The 17,675-nt window shown below is 41.3% G+C and carries 14 protein-coding genes and 2 pseudogenes; 6 read left to right on the forward strand and 10 right to left on the reverse strand.

What is annotated here, in order from left to right; all coding sequences use genetic code 11:
* Positions 1-185: 185 nt before the first annotated feature.
* Entirely contained in the window at positions 186-701 is a 516-nt protein-coding gene (locus JEU79_RS11115) for a LexA family protein (protein WP_198264181.1), read from the reverse strand.
* Between the two features lie 250 nt (positions 702-951).
* Between JEU79_RS11115 and JEU79_RS11120 the strand changes: the two genes are divergently transcribed.
* The 5 genes and pseudogenes from JEU79_RS11120 to JEU79_RS11140 all read left to right on the forward strand — a co-directional run.
* Complete coding sequence (locus JEU79_RS11120; protein WP_198264182.1) at positions 952-2,544, forward strand: ABC-F family ATPase; 1,593 nt, start codon at positions 952-954, stop codon at positions 2,542-2,544.
* Positions 2,545-2,637: 93 nt separating this feature from the next.
* Complete coding sequence (locus JEU79_RS11125; protein ID WP_214660551.1) at positions 2,638-3,612, forward strand: hypothetical protein; 975 nt, start codon at positions 2,638-2,640, stop codon at positions 3,610-3,612.
* Positions 3,613-3,832: 220 nt separating this feature from the next.
* Positions 3,833-5,020, forward strand: coding sequence for a PAS domain S-box protein (locus JEU79_RS11130; RefSeq protein WP_198264184.1), 1,188 nt, complete (start codon positions 3,833-3,835; stop codon positions 5,018-5,020).
* Entirely contained in the window at positions 5,017-6,822 is a 1,806-nt protein-coding gene (locus JEU79_RS11135; protein ID WP_246540569.1) for an ATP-binding protein, read from the forward strand. Before JEU79_RS11130 ends, JEU79_RS11135 begins: the two co-directional genes overlap by 4 nt.
* A 15-nt stretch (positions 6,823-6,837) precedes the next feature.
* Positions 6,838-7,485 (forward strand): annotated as a pseudogene (locus tag JEU79_RS11140) (response regulator); the annotation flags it as partial.
* Positions 7,486-7,515: 30 nt separating this feature from the next.
* On the opposite strand, the pseudogene JEU79_RS11145 reads toward JEU79_RS11140, so the two are convergent.
* Positions 7,516-9,006, reverse strand: a pseudogene (locus tag JEU79_RS11145) (ISKra4 family transposase).
* An 89-nt stretch (positions 9,007-9,095) separates the two neighbouring features.
* Here JEU79_RS11145 and JEU79_RS11150 point away from each other — a divergent pair.
* Entirely contained in the window at positions 9,096-9,494 is a 399-nt protein-coding gene (locus tag JEU79_RS11150) for an HD-GYP domain-containing protein (RefSeq protein WP_246540180.1), read from the forward strand.
* A 32-nt stretch (positions 9,495-9,526) separates the two neighbouring features.
* Here JEU79_RS11150 and JEU79_RS11155 read toward each other — a convergent pair whose 3' ends face one another.
* From JEU79_RS11155 to JEU79_RS11190, 8 genes are all read right to left on the reverse strand, one after another.
* On the reverse strand, positions 9,527-10,189 hold the full coding sequence (locus JEU79_RS11155; protein ID WP_198264187.1) for a M50 family metallopeptidase: 663 nt from the start codon (positions 10,187-10,189) through the stop codon (positions 9,527-9,529).
* Positions 10,190-10,222: 33 nt separating this feature from the next.
* Positions 10,223-11,122: a DUF350 domain-containing protein gene (locus JEU79_RS11160; protein ID WP_198264188.1), complete on the reverse strand. Its 900-nt coding sequence runs from the start codon at positions 11,120-11,122 to the stop codon at positions 10,223-10,225.
* Between the two features lie 11 nt (positions 11,123-11,133).
* On the reverse strand, positions 11,134-12,114 hold the full coding sequence (locus tag JEU79_RS11165; RefSeq protein ID WP_198264189.1) for a hypothetical protein: 981 nt from the start codon (positions 12,112-12,114) through the stop codon (positions 11,134-11,136).
* Between the two features lie 68 nt (positions 12,115-12,182).
* On the reverse strand, positions 12,183-13,280 hold the full coding sequence (locus JEU79_RS11170) for an ion channel (RefSeq protein ID WP_198264190.1): 1,098 nt from the start codon (positions 13,278-13,280) through the stop codon (positions 12,183-12,185).
* 192 nt (positions 13,281-13,472) lie between these two features.
* Positions 13,473-15,500, reverse strand: coding sequence for a polysaccharide lyase domain-containing protein (locus tag JEU79_RS11175; RefSeq protein ID WP_198264191.1), 2,028 nt, complete (start codon positions 15,498-15,500; stop codon positions 13,473-13,475).
* A 496-nt stretch (positions 15,501-15,996) separates the two neighbouring features.
* Positions 15,997-16,326: a hypothetical protein gene (locus JEU79_RS11180; RefSeq protein WP_198264192.1), complete on the reverse strand. Its 330-nt coding sequence runs from the start codon at positions 16,324-16,326 to the stop codon at positions 15,997-15,999.
* Positions 16,327-16,328: 2 nt separating this feature from the next.
* Positions 16,329-16,976, reverse strand: a complete 648-nt coding sequence (locus JEU79_RS11185) for a hypothetical protein (RefSeq protein WP_198264193.1) — start codon at positions 16,974-16,976, stop codon at positions 16,329-16,331.
* Positions 16,976-17,674 (reverse strand): PspA/IM30 family protein, encoded by a 699-nt coding sequence (locus tag JEU79_RS11190; protein ID WP_198264194.1) that lies wholly within the window; start codon positions 17,672-17,674, stop codon positions 16,976-16,978. The genes JEU79_RS11185 and JEU79_RS11190 overlap by 1 nt, the downstream gene beginning before the upstream one ends.
* Position 17,675 lies beyond the last annotated feature (1 nt).

Consider the following 17,675-nt stretch of genomic DNA (forward strand, 5'->3'; position numbering starts at 1 on the left):
TTCCAGAACATTTTGACTTCACCCGTAGGGTGACTACGAATAAAACCAAAATAACCTGTAAAACCCTTAATCTTCAGCACCTAAGTCGCTCTTGCTACGATTCAACTGATTATTTTAGGTTAAATAGAGTGAGATAGATTAAATCAGGCTGGAATTATCCTAAATATTATCCTTGATTGCTAGCTTTAAACCGTATGGATGACATTGGTGACCGTACCCCAGATATGTAAGGTTTCTTCCGGGGCAATTTCAATGGGCTCAAAATCATCATTTTCGGGCATCAGGCGTACTTCACCTGCTTTTTTATGCAGGCGTTTAACCGTAAGCTCACCATCAATTGCGGCGATGATGATTTTGCCGTGACGGGCTTCTATGCTGCGATCAACAATGAGTATATCGTCAGGATGAATGCCGGCATTAATCATGGAATAACCAGTGACCCGAACAAAAAAGGTGCTGGCCGGATCGCGAATAAGCTGTTCAGACAAATCCAGCATACCTTCAATATAGTCGTCGGTGGGCGCTGGACAGCCAGCGGCGACTTTACCGCCATAAAGAGGCAGTTTAAATCCACCGGAACGGGCAAATTCTAAAATACGCTCGACCATACTTTCCGGCACACGAATAGCCTTGGTGGGCTCTGAATATTTTCCGGTTCCTTTAGGGCGTCCTGCACCGCTACGTTTACCACCTCTGGGCATAATTTTTCTCCTTAAATTTAATTCTTTACCTAGAATAGTGTACTTTTATCAATATGTCTAATATTTTTTGCTTTTTTTATCAAATTAAATAACTTGAGCGTATTTCTTATGGAGCTATTCCCGTAATATTTGCAGATATCGTCAATAAGCCCAAGGATTGCCCAGTAGTATATGGATTTTTTCTAATTAATGCAGGATAATACCGCATCGAGCAATATCGCAAAAAAGATTAGAGAGCAGGAACAAGACATTGATATCAACAGCAAACCTCACCATTCAATTTGGCGCCAAGCCGTTATTTGAAAATGTATCGGTCAAATTTAGTGATGAAAACCGTTATGGTCTTATTGGTGCCAATGGTTGTGGCAAATCAACCTTTATGAAAATCCTCGGTGGTGATTTAGATGCTACCAGCGGTACGGTGACTATCTCAAGCGGAGAGCGGGTGGGTAAGCTACGTCAGGATCAATTTGCATTTGAAAAATACAGTGTCATCGATACCGTTATCATGGGACATGAAGAGCTTTGGCTGGTCAAAGAAGAACGCGATAAAATTTATGCCAATGCAGACATGAGTGAAGACGAAGGCATGCGTGTGGCTGATCTGGAAGTACAATATGGCGAAATGGATGGTTATACGGCTGAATCAAGAGCTGGGGAGTTATTATTAGGTGTGGGCATCCCCGTTGAGCAACATTTTGGCCCGATGTCCGAAATTGCCCCAGGTTTTAAGCTACGGGTTTTATTATCACAAGTATTATTTTCCGAACCTGATATCATGTTGCTGGATGAGCCGACCAATAACCTGGATATTAATACCATTCGTTGGTTGGAAGATGTTTTAAACGAACGTAATTGCACCATGATCATCATCTCTCATGATCGTCACTTCCTCAATAGTGTCTGTACGCACATGGCTGACTTAGATTATGGTTCGATCAATATATACCCTGGTAACTATGACGAGTATATGCTCGCGGCAATTCAAGCGCGTGAGCGTCAGTTGCAATCGAATGAGAAAAAGAAGGTAGAAATTGCTGATTTACAAAAATTCGTAGAGCGTTTTTCTGCCAACGCATCAAAAGCCAAACAAGCCACTTCACGTCGTAAGCGTTTGGATAAAATTGAGTTGGATGATATTAAAGTGTCTTCCAGAAAAAATCCCTTCATTCGTTTTGAGCAGAACAAAAAGCTCTATCGCAATGCTTTTGAGATAGAAAACCTCAGTAATGGTTTTGATGAATTGTTATTCAAAGATTTAAATATGCTGGTGGAAGTGGGCGAACGTATTGCCATTATTGGTTCCAATGGCATTGGTAAAACCACCTTATTACGTACCTTGATCCATGATTTGGAAACAAAATCAGGCCGCGTTAAATTTTCAGAAAATGCTGATATTGGTTATTATCCACAAGAGCATGTCGATGAATTTGCAGCTGATATGAGCCTCTTCGACTGGATGGATCAATGGGGACAAAAAAGTGATGATGATCAGGGCATTCGTGGTATTTTGGGGCGTTTATTATTCTCCCGCGACGATACTGAAAAATCAGTCAAAGTGCTTTCAGGTGGTGAGATGGGGCGTATGGTCTACGGCAAATTAATGCTCGAAAAACCCAATGTGCTGTTTATGGATGAGCCAACCAATCACATGGATATGGAATCCATTGAATCCTTAAATATGGCCTTGGATATGTATGAAGGTACTTTTGTTTTCGTCAGTCATGACCGTGAATTTGTCTCTTCTCTAGCGACGCGTATCATAGAAATGAAAGAAGATGGTATCACTGATTTTAAAGGTACTTATGATGAGTATCTTGCCAGTCAGGGAATTGCAGAATAATACGCCTACTCTCCTGAATGTGATAGGCTTCTGAGACTGAGGCCAATGTTTCAGCGTATGATCAAATGACTTCAACTGATCAGGCCTGAGACAATGATGCACCGTGCTAATATTATAAGTAGCCTATTATTTTTACTCATTAGCTTTCCTGTATTATCAATTGCAGCGTCCTTTAAAGACTCCTTTGAATCTGCCGACATGAGCAGTACAGATGCCAATGGCTTTAAGTGGAGCAATCTCAATAGAACCAGTATCGTTACCCAACATCCCACAGAGGGTAACACGGTACTGTTTAACGGTAAAAGCATCTATAACTCGGTGAATGATGGCCGAGACTGGACGGCTTATAGCGGTGACAATAGCCTGCGGTTTTATTATAAAGCAGGGCAGGCTCAATCAGAACAACGCTTTGATCTAGGCAGTGCTTACCCTGAATTATGGCTAAAATTCTGGGTTCGAGTACCACAAAACTTCACTTTTGGCCCCGTAAGCGGGCCTAATAAATTCTTTTCTATCTGGTCAGATGGCTATAGTGCTAAGGGTGATGGTTCCTCTGTTTGGCTGAGCATGAGTCGCTCGAAAGATGGCACTGGAGCCGATTTATGGTTCTCTTATAGTGCGGGTGGTTATAAAGGCAGTGGTGGGGCAAGACAGCGTTTACCTTTTATTTCTACCCAGGATCGTGGCCGCTGGATGCAAATTGTCTGGCACGTCAAAGTAGAATCAAGCCCGGGTGCCAGTGATGGTATAGTGCAAACCTATCGTCGTTGGGCTAATGAAACCACCTATACTAAACTTCATGAAGCACTTAATGCGGTCATAAAAGTACCGGATAATAATACCCCTGCGGGGCTTAAGTCAGGCTATATCCTAGGCTGGGCAAATGCGGCCTATACTGAAAACACCGAATGGCTGCTTGATGACTTTGAAGTGTCAGATAAAAATCTTTTAGATACGACGCCGGATAATCCAACACCCCCTAATGACAAGGAACCACCTCAGGCGACCGTTATTAGTCCGGCGCACATTATTTTATTTCGTAACAAATATTATAACTATTCTGAGTAAGATGTTTGGAGTATAATAGTACGAACACATTTGTTCGACATTTATAGAATATAGACTATTATTTTATTAGTAAATAAAATAATAGGCGCTAAAGAATGACCATCCATGAGAAGCTTCAACACCTCCGAAACGTTTACCCTATCTACGCCACCCAAGATTTTTTGAGGTGAAACTCTTAGCGAAATTTAAGCTGTTTAAACAAGGTCTTGGTTATCAGCTATTGTCTTCACATTTGTCTATTGCACTATTAGGTGCTTTTTTCCTCATTCTAAGTTTACTGACCCATGAAATACTCGCCCATAAAGTTTTTTCACTGGTATTAGAGAATAGTCCTCGCGTCGAGTTACTGCATACCATTGGCCTGAAATTACAGCGTTCTCAAATTATTTTACAAGAAGCGGTTCTTTTGAGGGCTAATGTTTCAAAACAGGAAAGAGATAAAATATGGCAGGAAATTTGGCTTGCAGTTAATAAAATGGATCAGCAAGCCAGTCATACTAATACGATTGAAGATGAAAAAAAACAACTGCTTAAACTGAAGGGTTTATTGAATGATATAAATGAACAGCAAAAAAATGTTGAAGAGATTGCTGTGGTGCCAGATGGCATTCAGGTTCGACGCTTATTTTTATCACAGCTACGTCCCTTGAATGATGAATTTTCAATATTGCTCATCAAAATGACAAAGAATTTAGAACGACGTCTTGATGAGGACGTTGAGGTTGCGACAACACTTGGTAGTAAACTGATGTGGGCTTCTCGGATAATGGTTTTACTGATGATATTTTTAGCCATCAGAATGGCACGTAAAGGGACGAAAGCGATCATTCAACCCCTGAAAAAATTAGAACATGCAGCAAATGAATATGCCAAGGGTAAATTGTCAGTCGGCATAGCAGAAGACGGTAGCTCAGAGCTAAAAGCATTGAGCCGTAGCTTTAACTCAATGCGCCATTCCTTGCAGGAAAGTTATGGTTTGATGGGGGCTGTGCTTGATACGGCAGCTGAGGCAATCATTAGAATTGATAGTATTGGTCAGGTTGAAGCGTTTAATCAGTCAGCTGAAAAAATGTTTGGTTGGCACGCGAAAGAGGTGATTGGAAAAAATATTTCTATGCTAATGCCATCACCCTACCATGAGGCACATGATGGTTATTTAGAAACATTTATGAGAACGCGTGTAGCTCATGTTGTGGGTACAGGTAGAGAAGTACAAGGCTTACGCAAAGATGGTAGCTTATTTCCAATTTACCTTTCAGTGAGTCATGTGAAAATAAATAATCGGCATGTTTTTACGGGGATTATTAATGATATTAGTGAGCAGAAAAAATACAAAATGAATTACTCTCTGCCAGAGATAAAGCAGAAACGGCTAATCGTACTAAGGCAAGTTTTTTGGCTAATATGAGCCATGAGATACGAACCCCAATGAATGCCATTATTGGTTTTTCTGATATTGTGCTACAGGATGAAACTTTGAGTAAAGAGAGTCGCAATTATGTTAAAACAATTGCTAATTCATCTCGATCATTGATGGGGCTTATTAATGACATTCTCGATGTTTCAAAATTAGAGAGTGGCAAACTTGATCTAGAAACAGTTTGTTTTCATTTACCCAATGCGCTTGCTGATGCCTTAAAAACTCTAAGTTTTCACGCCCAGGAAAAAAATCTGCATCTAAAAATTGAATATGCTAGCTCATTGTCCACCTTTTTTTTAGGCGACCCTTCTCGCTTACGACAAATTATTTTAAATTTGGTTGGCAATGCCATCAAGTTCACAGAAAAAGGTTTAGTGACCATTGCCGTCCAAAATGTTGTGAAAAATTCTGAAGAGTCTGACATGATTAATTTTTCCATTTCTGATACTGGTATTGGGATGAATAACGAGCAATTGAGTAGAGTCTTTGATTCGTTTTCTCAGGCTGATGAAGGTATTGCACGGCGTTTTGGTGGGACAGGACTTGGCACAACAATATCCAAACAGATTGTTGAACTGATGTCGGGTGAAATATGGGCTGAAAGTGAACTGGGAGTCGGTTCAATATTTTATTTTACAGTGCAGATGAGAGAAGCAAAAGATATTAGTCATTGTCTCTTTGCTGGTGATGCTTCACTTGAAAATAATTTAGTCAAGACAAAGCCCCTCTCACCACGGCTTTTTAAAGTGCTATTAGCTGAAGATATAGAAGCTAATGCAACATTGGCTATACTTCGTCTTGAGCATCAGGGACATCAAGTTCATTGGGTGAAAAATGGTGAAGATGCCATTGAGGAAAGTCAGAAAAATGATTATGATCTGATCTTAATGGATTTATTAATGCCAGAAAAAACAGGCATTGAAGCCACCTTAGCTATACGTGAGTTAGAAAAGCAGAGCAACTTTAATACGGGCTCTAAAACGGACTCTAAACATATTACTATCATTGCACTGACGGCGGGTTTGATGGGAGAAAAGTTTCAGCAATGTTTTGATGCAGGAATAGATGATATTGTTGAGAAGCCCGTGAATTTTGACTATCTTTTTGATGTTATGGAAAGCATCGTGCCAGAAGGCTTGGGTAAACGGGTGCAAAGTGAAGCTATTCGTATCGCTGAAATTAATAAATACAGCATTGACTTTTCATCATTAAATGGCTTGGTTGATTATAAAAAAGCACTGTATAACTGGCAGAAATCGGATGTTTATCTACGCGCCTTGATTGATTTTTCACAGCGACATGTGGATGATGCGGTTAAAATAAGAGACGCTCTGAATGACAACTTAGCAGACTTAAAACGTCCGCATGAAATTACGCATACATTGAAAGGCTTGGCGGGAAATTTGGGCATGTTTTTAATCGTAGACTTGAGCGTAACAATTGATGAACAATTAAATCAGCAACAAACTGAACTGATCGCAGCCAGTGTGAGAGAGCTCGATGTTTGTTTGAATTCAATTTCTCAGGCCATTAATAAGCTGAAATCACCGGGAGATAATATGACGGTGATAAAAAACTTTGATAAAGAAAAAGTGCAGCATTTAGTTGCTGAGTTTTTATCAGCCTTAGATGAGCTGAATCCCGATGTGATAGAGCCGGTGCTTGAAGAATTAGCAGAATACATTGTTGCGGCAGACTTGTTGCCAATACGCAAAGAAATTAATGTCTTTGATTTTGATAAAGCCGCTATGCGCTTAGAAGAATTAGCTCAGAAACTTGAATTAAGATAGGAAGAATAAAGCATAATGAAAAAAATTCTAGTGGTTGATGATGAGCCCAATAACCTGCAAGTGCTTCGGCAAATTTTAAAAGATCATTATCAGTTAATTTTTGCTTCTAGTGGTGAAAAAGCCTTGGAAGCAACGGCCAAGCATAAACCAAATCTTATTTTATTAGATATCATGATGTCGGATATGAATGGCTATGAAGTTTGTGAACAACTAAAAGCTGATGAGCAAAGCAAAAATATTCCGGTCATTTTTATTACCGCCATGCGAGACTTGGAAGATGAAGTGCGTGGTTTTAATGCCGGTGCTGTTGATTATATTCAAAAACCGGTGTCTGCTCCAATTGTAATGAAGCGGGTAAAAACACATCTGTCGTTAGTTCGTGCTCAGGAATTAGAAGAAAGTCAAAAGAAAGCGATTTATATGTTGGGTGAAGCCGGTCACTATAATGATACGGATACCGGCGTGCATATCTGGCGTATGGCGGCTTATGCACGGGTACTAACGGAAGCAGCAGGCTGGTCAGAAGAACAGGCTGAATTATTGGAATTAGCAGCTCCCATGCATGATACAGGGAAAATAGGCATTCCTGATTCAATTTTGAAAGCACCAAGAAAGCTGACCCCAGATGAATGGGATAATATGAAACAACATTGTCAAATTGGTTAGGGTGTAGTTCCTTTAAAACGACAAAATTCATTGCCCAAAGTTGTTAACCTCTAAAAAATCATAATTTCTTTTTTTTGACATTTTCTTATAAAACTTCCAATACATTTCAAAGTCACCACTGGATTTTAGTGAGCGTAATTTCAATACTGCTTCTGCTCCTGCAGACTCCAACGAGCACCGGTTATATCAAGTCGGTCATTAATGAGGTGACGGCATGCACCTTCAATAACGCCACTGGCAATAGGATAACCCGCTTTTAATGCGATGCCATACTGCAACCGCTCTTTATTTTTTAGTAAATAATCAGCACATTTATCAATATTTTCTCTACTTTCTATTTTCCGTCTTGTGGCACTGAGTCTGATCCCTTTGGCTACTTGTGAACAATGGCCATTAAGTATTTTGACTGCTCTTTCAGCTATCCATTCCTCAACCGCTTCGTCACCTTTATCAAAGAAGCACCAAGCTGCTTTCAGAGATATTCCAAGACATGGATAAAGTCCATTACAATAGTTGCTTTGATGCTCAGTTTCTTCATCACTTTTTTGATGAGTTTGATCTGGTGAGGTAAACCATCAATTAAAATAACCCATTCCCTCTTTTGTTTTGGATCTCTTTGTAGTGCTTCCTGAAATGCTTCTTCAATAACAGTTTCTGCCTCTCGCTCAACACTCGCCCAAACCCGCTTATTTCTAATGGGGTTCGAAAAGGAACGACATTATCATCTTCTGCTACTTTCATAATAGATTCAGCAGCACGAATATGAGATTGTACGGTATAAACGGCAGCCACTTGTGCCATACGTTTTCGGTCTTTTTCTCTCCCTGACTCAGACGACTTTTGAGCTTCTTATTCTTCTGGGCATTTTTCTTTGTGCATTCTCTTAAACCTTCAGGTCGCATAACTATCCCTTTTCCATCAAAGGTTAAGACCAGAAAATCTGATGTTTTTCGGGTTCAATAAATCGTTTTTCTTATAAAAACCTTCAAAATCCTGAGCAACATCTCTCACTATATTGAGGCACTGTCTTTTGGGCACATGACCAGCAGTTGTACTATCAATACTTTCAACGACATCATCGAATGAACCTCGAATGGCTTCTTTAGACACTCTGAAATAAATACCATCACTGTAACTGTTAGTTGATAAATTCAGTTCAGCATCAATAGGAAATAAACTGTCTTTATTTCTTTGACTATAACCATTTCTGGTGGCAGTGACCTGACCAAACAAACTATTCAGCGAACGATGGGTGTTTGTACGGACATAATTCAGCTTGTCTCCTGAAACGGTGTTAACACAGCTTCTTTTTTCCTCGTTGGCGGCTTTTAAATCTAGCCAGCCCTGCAGTAGTCGTCTTAAAATTTCCTGACCTTCCTTGTTAATAAAATCTTCTATGTCACCATGTTCACAATTTTTATGTTTATCTGTTTGTAATTGTTTAATCAACTGTTCAAGTTGATCCTGAGCACCAAAAAAGAATGAATAATCGTTTGAATTTAGGTATGCTATGTTCATGAGAGAGGTCTTTTTATTGGGTTATGAAACTAAGAAGCTTATAAAACAATATTTTGATCTTTCTCTTTTCATTTTTCAAGCATTAACTATTGAATTTATTGTTTATTTTCATCGTTTTAGAAGATCTGCACCCAATTGGTTATGATATTTTGCATCGTTGTGAAGCCCCTGTTTTTTCAATGGCTGCAGAAATTGCCCTATCTCACCATGAAAAATGGGATGGCAGTGGTTATCCCAATCACTTACAGGCAAATGCTATTCCCGAATCGGCTCGTATCGTTGCTTTGGTCGATGTGTTTGATGCTCTGACTATGAAACGCCCTTACAAAGAAGATTGGACTATAGAGGAATCGATGGCTGAAATTCGCCGCTGCTCAGGTAGTCATTTTGACCCAAATCTAGTTGATTTATTTGAAATGATGTTGCCGGATATTTGTAAAATAAAAAATGAATGGGAACATAAAGAAAGTATGAACGATATGGACTAATGGTTTTTTAAAGAGCTTAATGGGTATATCTCTTACTGTAGGTTACTGTCAGTTTTGTTTCCTGAATGCTTCCATAATAACAATAAACTACCCAAGGCGATTGAAAACCAGACAGCAACCCAGATAATTTCTGGTATCCAACTCAGACTTGCCAATGTTGCGCCATCACCTAGGTCACGACCATCAAGTAAGTAGAGTGGACTGCGAATCGCATCTAAAATGACAAACACTGCAATTAGTTGAATAAAATAAGTAATCACACCCCGTAAAGACGTGTAAAGCGGTAGTAGCCAAGTAACTAATAAGATACCTAGAATCACTATAGTAGAGAGATTTCTTGCCCATAATAAGAGCGTAAGGACTGTCATCGCTATCATGGCGATAGCGACAAATTTAGCTTTGGTGGGTGAGAGTGCGCTACTAATGCGATAGAGCAACACGCCCCATAAAGCACTGCCAGCATAACCGGAAAAAGTGACGATAAAACGCACGCCACCACGAGTAGTACACAAACCGGAACCATCATAATTTAGCGTGATATTGACGATTTGTCCGCCAGTGATAATCGCTGCCAGACCATGACTCATTTCATGAAAAAAAGTTTCACTCCATAATAATGGGAGATTAATAAAGGGCACATAATCAACAATAAATGCCACAATGATTAATAATATTAAACGGAGTCTAGGTGTCATTTGTATTGTTTGTTTTATGTCATTTTGTATCGTTTATGAACCAATCAAGCCCGCGATGATTAAGCCCACGACAATATAAATACTGCCTTCAATCGCCCCTACAGCAATATTGCCCTGCTGTCCCACTTCTTCACCAATGTTAATGCCATGTAAGACAGCATGACGAATAATGATCGCAACGACAGTCAGCAAAACTAATAAAAACAGCGCAATAGCAAACCATAAGATAAAGACTGTACTTAAGGCGGAGGCATCAAAATCAACCGCAGTGAAGGCGGCACTGACAGCAATAGCAATACCAATACGATAGGCACTGAAGCGTAAGGCCAGGGCAATATTCTCACCCTCAATTGCCGTATGCAATTGTTGATTATCATGTCGCTTAGCATAGACTTTCACGCGATACAGAGTGGCCAGTGCCATAATGATTTGTGAGGCAACAAAGCTGGCGATCACAGCAATCATTGCCATCGTAGTATCACCATCAACCCAGGACATTGCACCTTTAATAATAATGGCAGTGGCAATCATATTGCAGGCATCAATAATACTGGCGGCAATATTCCCCTGCATGATTTGATCATGAATCGAGAGGTGTGGAAATGACAGGCGATCAAAGATAATACGGGTAAGCCACATGAGTAGAATGCCGACGACACCAAATGACAGCATCATAATGGCTTCATTGGCCAGGTTATAACCGGCATCACCGGATATCACGCCCATCAACATAATACTGACGGCAATCATTGCCCCGGCTAAGGAGACGCCAAAGGCCTTATTATTTTTTTGGGAAATTTCATCCACGGCGGACACATTACTGACAATACCGGCCAAATAGCGCATGCCACTCATTAAGGCGATGGCAATAGTGAAATCCAGTAGATAATAGAGCGCCAGATCCAGCTCAACATTAACAAATTCGGTAAACATAATTGATCTCCTTATTTCCCTGAGCGTGAGCTACGGGAACTTGAATATGATGAACTGCGACTGCTTGAGCCATAAGAACTGGAACGGTTACCACTGGAGGCGCTTTTATAACCGGTAGAAGTGCTTTTAGTGCCAAAACTGCTAGAGCCCGCTTTAGAGGCAGCATAGCTTGAGCTACGACTAGAAGTTGTGGCGTAGCGTTGCTTAGTGCTGCTGCTAGGGCGATTATATTTGCTGGGATAGCGTTTACTCAGATTATAATTGCGGCTGATGTCGCTATTACTTCCCCAGCGGCTACGGCCATAATTATTATAGTAACTATAGCTTGGACGTGAGGACCAGGAGTCATAATAACTGCGGCCACCAAAGACATTACTGAACATGGAATACATGCCATACCATTCCCAGAATGAGCGGCCGCTGCTGTCTTGTTTCCAGTTACCATAAGAAGGGTTGCCAACTAGGGCGTTACTTTTTTGTGCCGTATCTATTTTGGATGCGGGCACATTGATGACTGCTAATTCTCCATCGGAGAGTGAGGCAAGGGTGTTGACCACATCCGCCAGACTGCTATTAAACTCATAAGCATCTGCACCGGCTTGAATCAGGCTTAATTCATTGAGTGATGTATTAGCGGATTGTTCTGAAGTGGGCTCTAAATTAACCGCAGCCAGACGTTTAGTGAGTCCGGTATAAGCCTTGCCCTGAGAGGTGGCTTCTTTACGCAATAGCGTCGCAATGTCAGCATATTCGGGTTTTGATTGGCTGAGTTGGGTTGCGTATTTATCAATCAACAGTGCATTGACGAGTTGTTTATCATCTAATTGCTGTTTTAAATACTCCACATTACTGACAGCACGCTGATGTGGGCCGGTTAATTGCTCCACAAAGCGGTTGCCACAGCCGGATAATAATAACACCGTGATCAATAATAGCCAGATCCGATAATGAAAGACTATCGACCTTTTTTGATACATGATTGCTTGCTCCATCGAAATTATTCCCTTGAAATCTACTCTTTTAAAACGACTTAAGCCTAAATAACTTTATTTGGGAAAAGTCAGTTCAAGATAAATGCCTGAATATCATTATTGCTATAACTGGCGGTATCTTTGCAGATAGTAATTAATGCTTTAATATCCGGCTTTGTCTGTGCAGGAGGATTATAAATCATTTTATCGCTCTGTTCATCAATATAAGCCACCGCGATGCCGGCATTATTATTGATAAGACGTGAGACTATCTCGCTCCAAGCTAAGTTTTTGATACTAATGTCATAACGCTGATAGCCATCGTCTTCACTGGTAAACATATTTTCTATGATTTGTTCAGAACCGGGGGCATCAAAGGCGCGGACAATCATTTCAGGATAGGCACGAATCGGGCGTAAGACAATATTGGCTCTAGCACTTTGCAGGCGCTGACGGTTTTTATCTTCAACGCATTCGGCCAATACTTTAGCTTGCACATTTAACTCTTTGAGGCGATGCAGAATATCAAAGGTACGGGCATCAGAACTATCATCATTATCGTCCTTGGTCAGCACGATAATGTCCTGAGCCTGAGCCACACAGACTTCATTCAAATCATCAATATTACCTGAGTCACCATGATAATGAACCACATTGCCCAAACGCACAATATAATCGGGCAAACCATCAGGAAAATGTCGGGTTAATAAATAAATGGGCGTTTCCTCGGAATAACTCGATGCGCGAAACTGTTTGATCAAACGTTGTAGATAGCGACCGCCTGAATGACTAGGGGTATTGAGAATAACAATGTGTTTATCCATTTTCCAGCTCCAATGACCTCTTTTTTTCTTATCACGAACTTCAAGACGGTAGTCAAAATAATCGCCAGCCACTTTAGCCAGAATAAAAATGCCACCCAAGTAAAGTAGTATAACCGTTGCCATCCGACCGGGTAAAGTGGCGGCAGAAATATCGCCATAGCCGACCGTGGTGGCGGTGGTCAGTGTTAGCCAAAGTGAGTCACCAAAACTAAACTGCTCAAAGACCATCATAAAGACAATATGCAGGGAAAAAAGAATCAATAAAATCGCGCAGGAACGAATAATGCCTTGCACTAAATTGTGCCGTGCATTGAGGTCAATCCGGCCTTTTCGCCGTGCAAATAAATGAAGTATTGAATACATATTTGGCTATAAGTTTGCTGTCTGATTACAGAGTCTCAGACTAACAGATAGTGAGGAAATACTCTATTGTTAATGTAAAAATGTAGGCTAGTATTATCCCGATTAGCGTTTTGAATAATGACTGCTGAAAGACAATACCCCCTGCCATGCCATTCGTTTGAAATAATGGCTGGTAAAGCGCTTTTTGGTATTTTATTTAGGCTTGGCTTTGCCACAGATATCAACGGGACACGGATTGCCTAATTGTTCCCAGATATAAGAGGTTAGCGTAATCGGGCCACCATATAGTGCCGTGCCTTCCGCCGCAAATCCCCGTGCCCCAGAGAGAGTAGCATTAGGGCCTACCGTTTCCAGCACACCACTGCGAGTGGGACCGGTATAACTATAATCAGCAAACTTTCGTTTGAGCAAATCCTCATGTGGAAATGGCCATAATGGAATATTGGTTTCAACGTTCCAACCACTTTCCCCATTAAAACTGCCGGACTTTCCTAATTGCATCAGGATGCTAGCACCGACACGCTGTTGATTTTTGCCTGCGCTTTGTAGGCTTGCGCCAGACTCAATGCGAGGTAAATACTTAAGGCCGTTTTGAGTGGGATCAGAGTCGATTGCATTGTTAAAATTAATGCTCCCGCCATAACTGCCTGAGCTGACTAAAGGGCTGCTGAGGCTGCCAAATAAATTGCTATAGTCAAAGGTCAGTTCGCTGGATGCCCAAGCAAAGCGGCCTCTATTTTGCACCTGACGACCATCCCAGCCCATTTGATAAACAATCGAATTACTGATATCTAAAGGGTTTTTGCGATGATAGAAGAAAGCACGGCCACTACCACCTTCAATACTTTCATAGCCGGGTGTAACATCGACACGGCCTAGGGTCAGTTGATCGGTGATGATATAACCATCACCCATCATAAAGCTGGCAATGCTGCCATTGCCATAAAGGAAACGGGTCATATTGCCACCCCAGCCAATACTATTGCGAATATATTGGCGACCATCGGGATTGCTGAGATTCATACCAGTAAAAGGTAAATCATTATTGATAGCGATACTGGATAAATATTGGTTATTATCAGGATAAGAGCAACCTGTTGCAGCAAAGCCAAGGGAGTAGCCTAGATTTTTATGCCGTACCCAAAAACGTTTTGAATCACTATCAATGGCAATCACATTTTGCCAGACAATATTATTGCTACAATAGGTTTGGAAAACACCGACAGGTTCCCGGCCAATATAGGCATCGATTCGGGACACCGCACGGCGCACTACAGCATCTCTATTTTTCTGAAAAATAATCTGATAACGTGCATGCCCCCAGGTATATACGCCTTCGAGTAAGGCATGATGTGTGCGGGTAATATAAATGTTTGTAGTGCCACAACTGCTACCGGTAAAACCACAATTGGCATTACGTCCTGAATCGGATGAACCCATATCAATTAATTTTATATGATGTAACGCTGACATTCTGATGCCAGAACTCAGTGCATTGCGAATATGCATCCCCTTGAGGGCGATATAATTGCGTGGTGTTGACTTTAGTGTTGTGTTACCCCAAAGTTCAGGCTCATTAAAATTACCATAAATATGCATTAACTCTTCATAAAGGCCTTCACCATCTAATATCACCTGGCCTGGATCTTCGGCAATAACTGTAGTGTAGGCACTGCTCGTACCTGAAGGCGGTTGCGCACCACCTGAGTTGGCATTGATGAAATTTTTCTCATCACCGAGATAAACACCATTACGTACAATCAGCGTGTCCCCCGATTGCATTGCTCTGACGCCATCAGCAATGGTTTTGTAAACTTCCTGTGGACCGGCATAAAATACTCGCTGAGAACCGATGCTGAGCACCCAAACCTGTGTTGACTTATTGCCCTGAGCATCAATGGCTTCTACTCCAAAATGAAAGCTTTCGGTGGGCAAATCGGCGGCAATTGTCCAACTGACATTGCCCGTGTCAGGATCGACAAGCATCGCATCGGGACCATAGGTTTTTTTCCACGATGCCTTAGTCTTGCCTACTAGGCTGGGTTGAAATTGATAAAGCACACCGGCTTGCGTTATCTGGTCGGCGATAGTTTTTATTTTGACGGGACTAGCAGGCGGTGGTGTTTCAGGTGGCAGTACAGCTTGTTTCAATAGGGTTAGCTTTAATCCTGTTGTCATACCGGAATTGGCATAAGCCACAACCGCTGGAATTGCAGTCAAAGTAGTGATTATTAAAGCGCTTAATAATCCTTGGTAAGAGGAGTGCCTGAGATTTTTAAAAAAAATAAAAAAACGCATGAGTTCACCTGAAATGTAGAATGCTTTATCTTAGGCTTATTGTTTTAGAATATCTTTAATGGGGGTCACAATATAGGCAATTTATATAGCTAGTGTCCATCCGTTTATTCTAGAATTATTTGATAATTTTGACCGTAGGGTGGGCACGCTTTTTGTGCCCACGCTGAAAGTGTACATAATCCTAGAAACCTCAGTTGAATATTCAGTACACTGGACGCTCGCAGTAGGTTCAACTGAGGTTTCTAGGATAATAAGCGCTTGAGTCAGCGTGGGCAGATAAAGCCATGCCCACCCTACGGTTCTGCCAACGCGGTATTTGTTAACACGCAATTTGTGGCGGTGACACCCTCGTATGATGAAACTAAGAAGTACTTAGAAACAAGGTTAAAGTTAAATTTGAGTTAGGTTTGATTTAAGCTTACTGGTCTTCGTTTTTAGACGCCAGCAATAATTCTTCTTTGATTTTTTCACGAATTGCCGTTTGCTCATCGGGTTGCAAATCATAGCGCTCCGCTAAAAGCACATAATCATCAGCAGAGAGGCTAATGCTCAGGCGGGGACGAATGGGTTTTTTACGGGGCAGGCCAATAATATCGCGAATATAATCCGAAGGACTGAGATCCAGCTTAATGGCATTGATGCGCAGGTTGCGCGAATGGCTTTGCTCTAATTCAAAAATCACCTGCACGGCACGGATGCTTTTATCCGATTTTTTCCAGGCATTGGGGCGTTTTTTATCCGTAGGCATCATTAAGCAGGCCAGTATTCAGCAACTTGGTGCAGGGGTAAATAGGCGATTAAATACACATCAGTACGACCACCATCAAAGACTTCAATACGCACTGCATGTTGTCGGTCATCAGAGACTAACAGCTTATAGTCAAAGCCCGTCCATTGCGAATCCAATAAAGTTTGATTGCGACAATCTTTATCACTGCGATAAGCTTCGTTAGTGCGTTCCTGAAAATAAGACTTGGCAATAAAGCCTTCCAGTCCGGGAATTTCCTGGGCACTATTTTTACTGCTGAGACGATGATCAGTATCTTCTGGCTCATCAAAAATAGCGGCAAATTTCTTTTGCTTGAAAATATCAAACACCGTGTCAGGCAATACCAGTAGTGCCACTTCAAGCGGGCGTTCCGCATTTACTGAACTTTTTGAGAGCAAAATAGGCTTATCAGCACCTTCCATAGTCGAAACGGTCTTACAGTTTTCCACACTGCTAATATCGTAAAATGACTGAGCAGTGACTTTTAAGGTTTGTCCGGAAATCAGACTTTGAGCAGAAAATTCCATTTTAAGCATATCGCCTACAGTAAGATCCGTAGGCGATGCTATTTGCCGTGGTGACTCATCGTCACCATCCTTACCACGGAAGATTGACTTAAATAAACCCATTAGCCATTATTCTCTTTTTGCTTCTTAAGACGATCAAGAATGGATGAACCCGAACTCGCTGAGTCAACAATGCCGGCACTTTTCAAACGTGCCTGCAAGTCATCACCATTCTCTTCACTTTGCAATTCCATGGCTGCGGAGGCTTGATCTTCACGTTTTTGCTGACGTGCTTTGATGCGTTCAAGTGAATCCGTAGCACTGCTTAAAGCAGACGTCGAGCCAGAGAATTTTGCCGCCGCCATGGCATTGGCTTTTTGCACTTTCTCCGTGGTTTTAACGACGGACACTTCACGATCCATGGCCTGAATATTACGCTCAGTCTGAGAGATCATCTTCTTTAAGGTTGAGACCTTGGTTTCATAACCATCTAAGATGCCTTGCTGAATATTGAGCTCATGTTCAAATTCAGCAATCTTATTGGCGACTTCTAAGGCCAGGGCTTCATCACCCTTGTCCATGGCTTGAATGGCATAAGTTTCATGCTCTTTCACCTTGGCAGTCAGTTCTTTAACCTTACGGGCAATGCCCATTTTTTCAGCCATAATGGCGGTTAAATTGGTCTTGGCTTCACCAAGCGCTTTTTTAGAATCACGCAATTCCTGCTCCAGTATTCGTATCGATTGAGTGTCAACAATGGCTTCACCCACTTCCGTTGCACCACCGCGTATGGCGGTAAATAATTTATTAAATATACCCATG

The organism is sulfur-oxidizing endosymbiont of Gigantopelta aegis (assembly GCF_016097415.1).
Classification (GTDB): Bacteria; Pseudomonadota; Gammaproteobacteria; order GRL18; family GRL18; genus GRL18.

Coding starts and splice junctions, on each gene's coding strand:
- JEU79_RS11115 (WP_198264181.1), bottom strand. CDS start 701: ATGCCCAGAGGTGGTAAACGTAGCGGTGCAGGACGCCCTAAAGGAACC.
- JEU79_RS11170 (WP_198264190.1), bottom strand. CDS start 13,280: ATGTATTCAATACTTCATTTATTTGCACGGCGAAAAGGCCGGATTGAC.
- JEU79_RS11180 (WP_198264192.1), bottom strand. CDS start 16,326: ATGCCTACGGATAAAAAACGCCCCAATGCCTGGAAAAAATCGGATAAA.
- JEU79_RS11135 (WP_246540569.1), top strand. CDS start 5,017: ATGAGCCATGAGATACGAACCCCAATGAATGCCATTATTGGTTTTTCT.
- JEU79_RS11165 (WP_198264189.1), bottom strand. CDS start 12,114: ATGGAGCAAGCAATCATGTATCAAAAAAGGTCGATAGTCTTTCATTAT.
- JEU79_RS11190 (WP_198264194.1), bottom strand. CDS start 17,674: ATGGGTATATTTAATAAATTATTTACCGCCATACGCGGTGGTGCAACG.
- JEU79_RS11185 (WP_198264193.1), bottom strand. CDS start 16,976: ATGGGTTTATTTAAGTCAATCTTCCGTGGTAAGGATGGTGACGATGAG.
- JEU79_RS11160 (WP_198264188.1), bottom strand. CDS start 11,122: ATGTTTACCGAATTTGTTAATGTTGAGCTGGATCTGGCGCTCTATTAT.
- JEU79_RS11125 (WP_214660551.1), top strand. CDS start 2,638: ATGATGCACCGTGCTAATATTATAAGTAGCCTATTATTTTTACTCATT.
- JEU79_RS11155 (WP_198264187.1), bottom strand. CDS start 10,189: ATGACACCTAGACTCCGTTTAATATTATTAATCATTGTGGCATTTATT.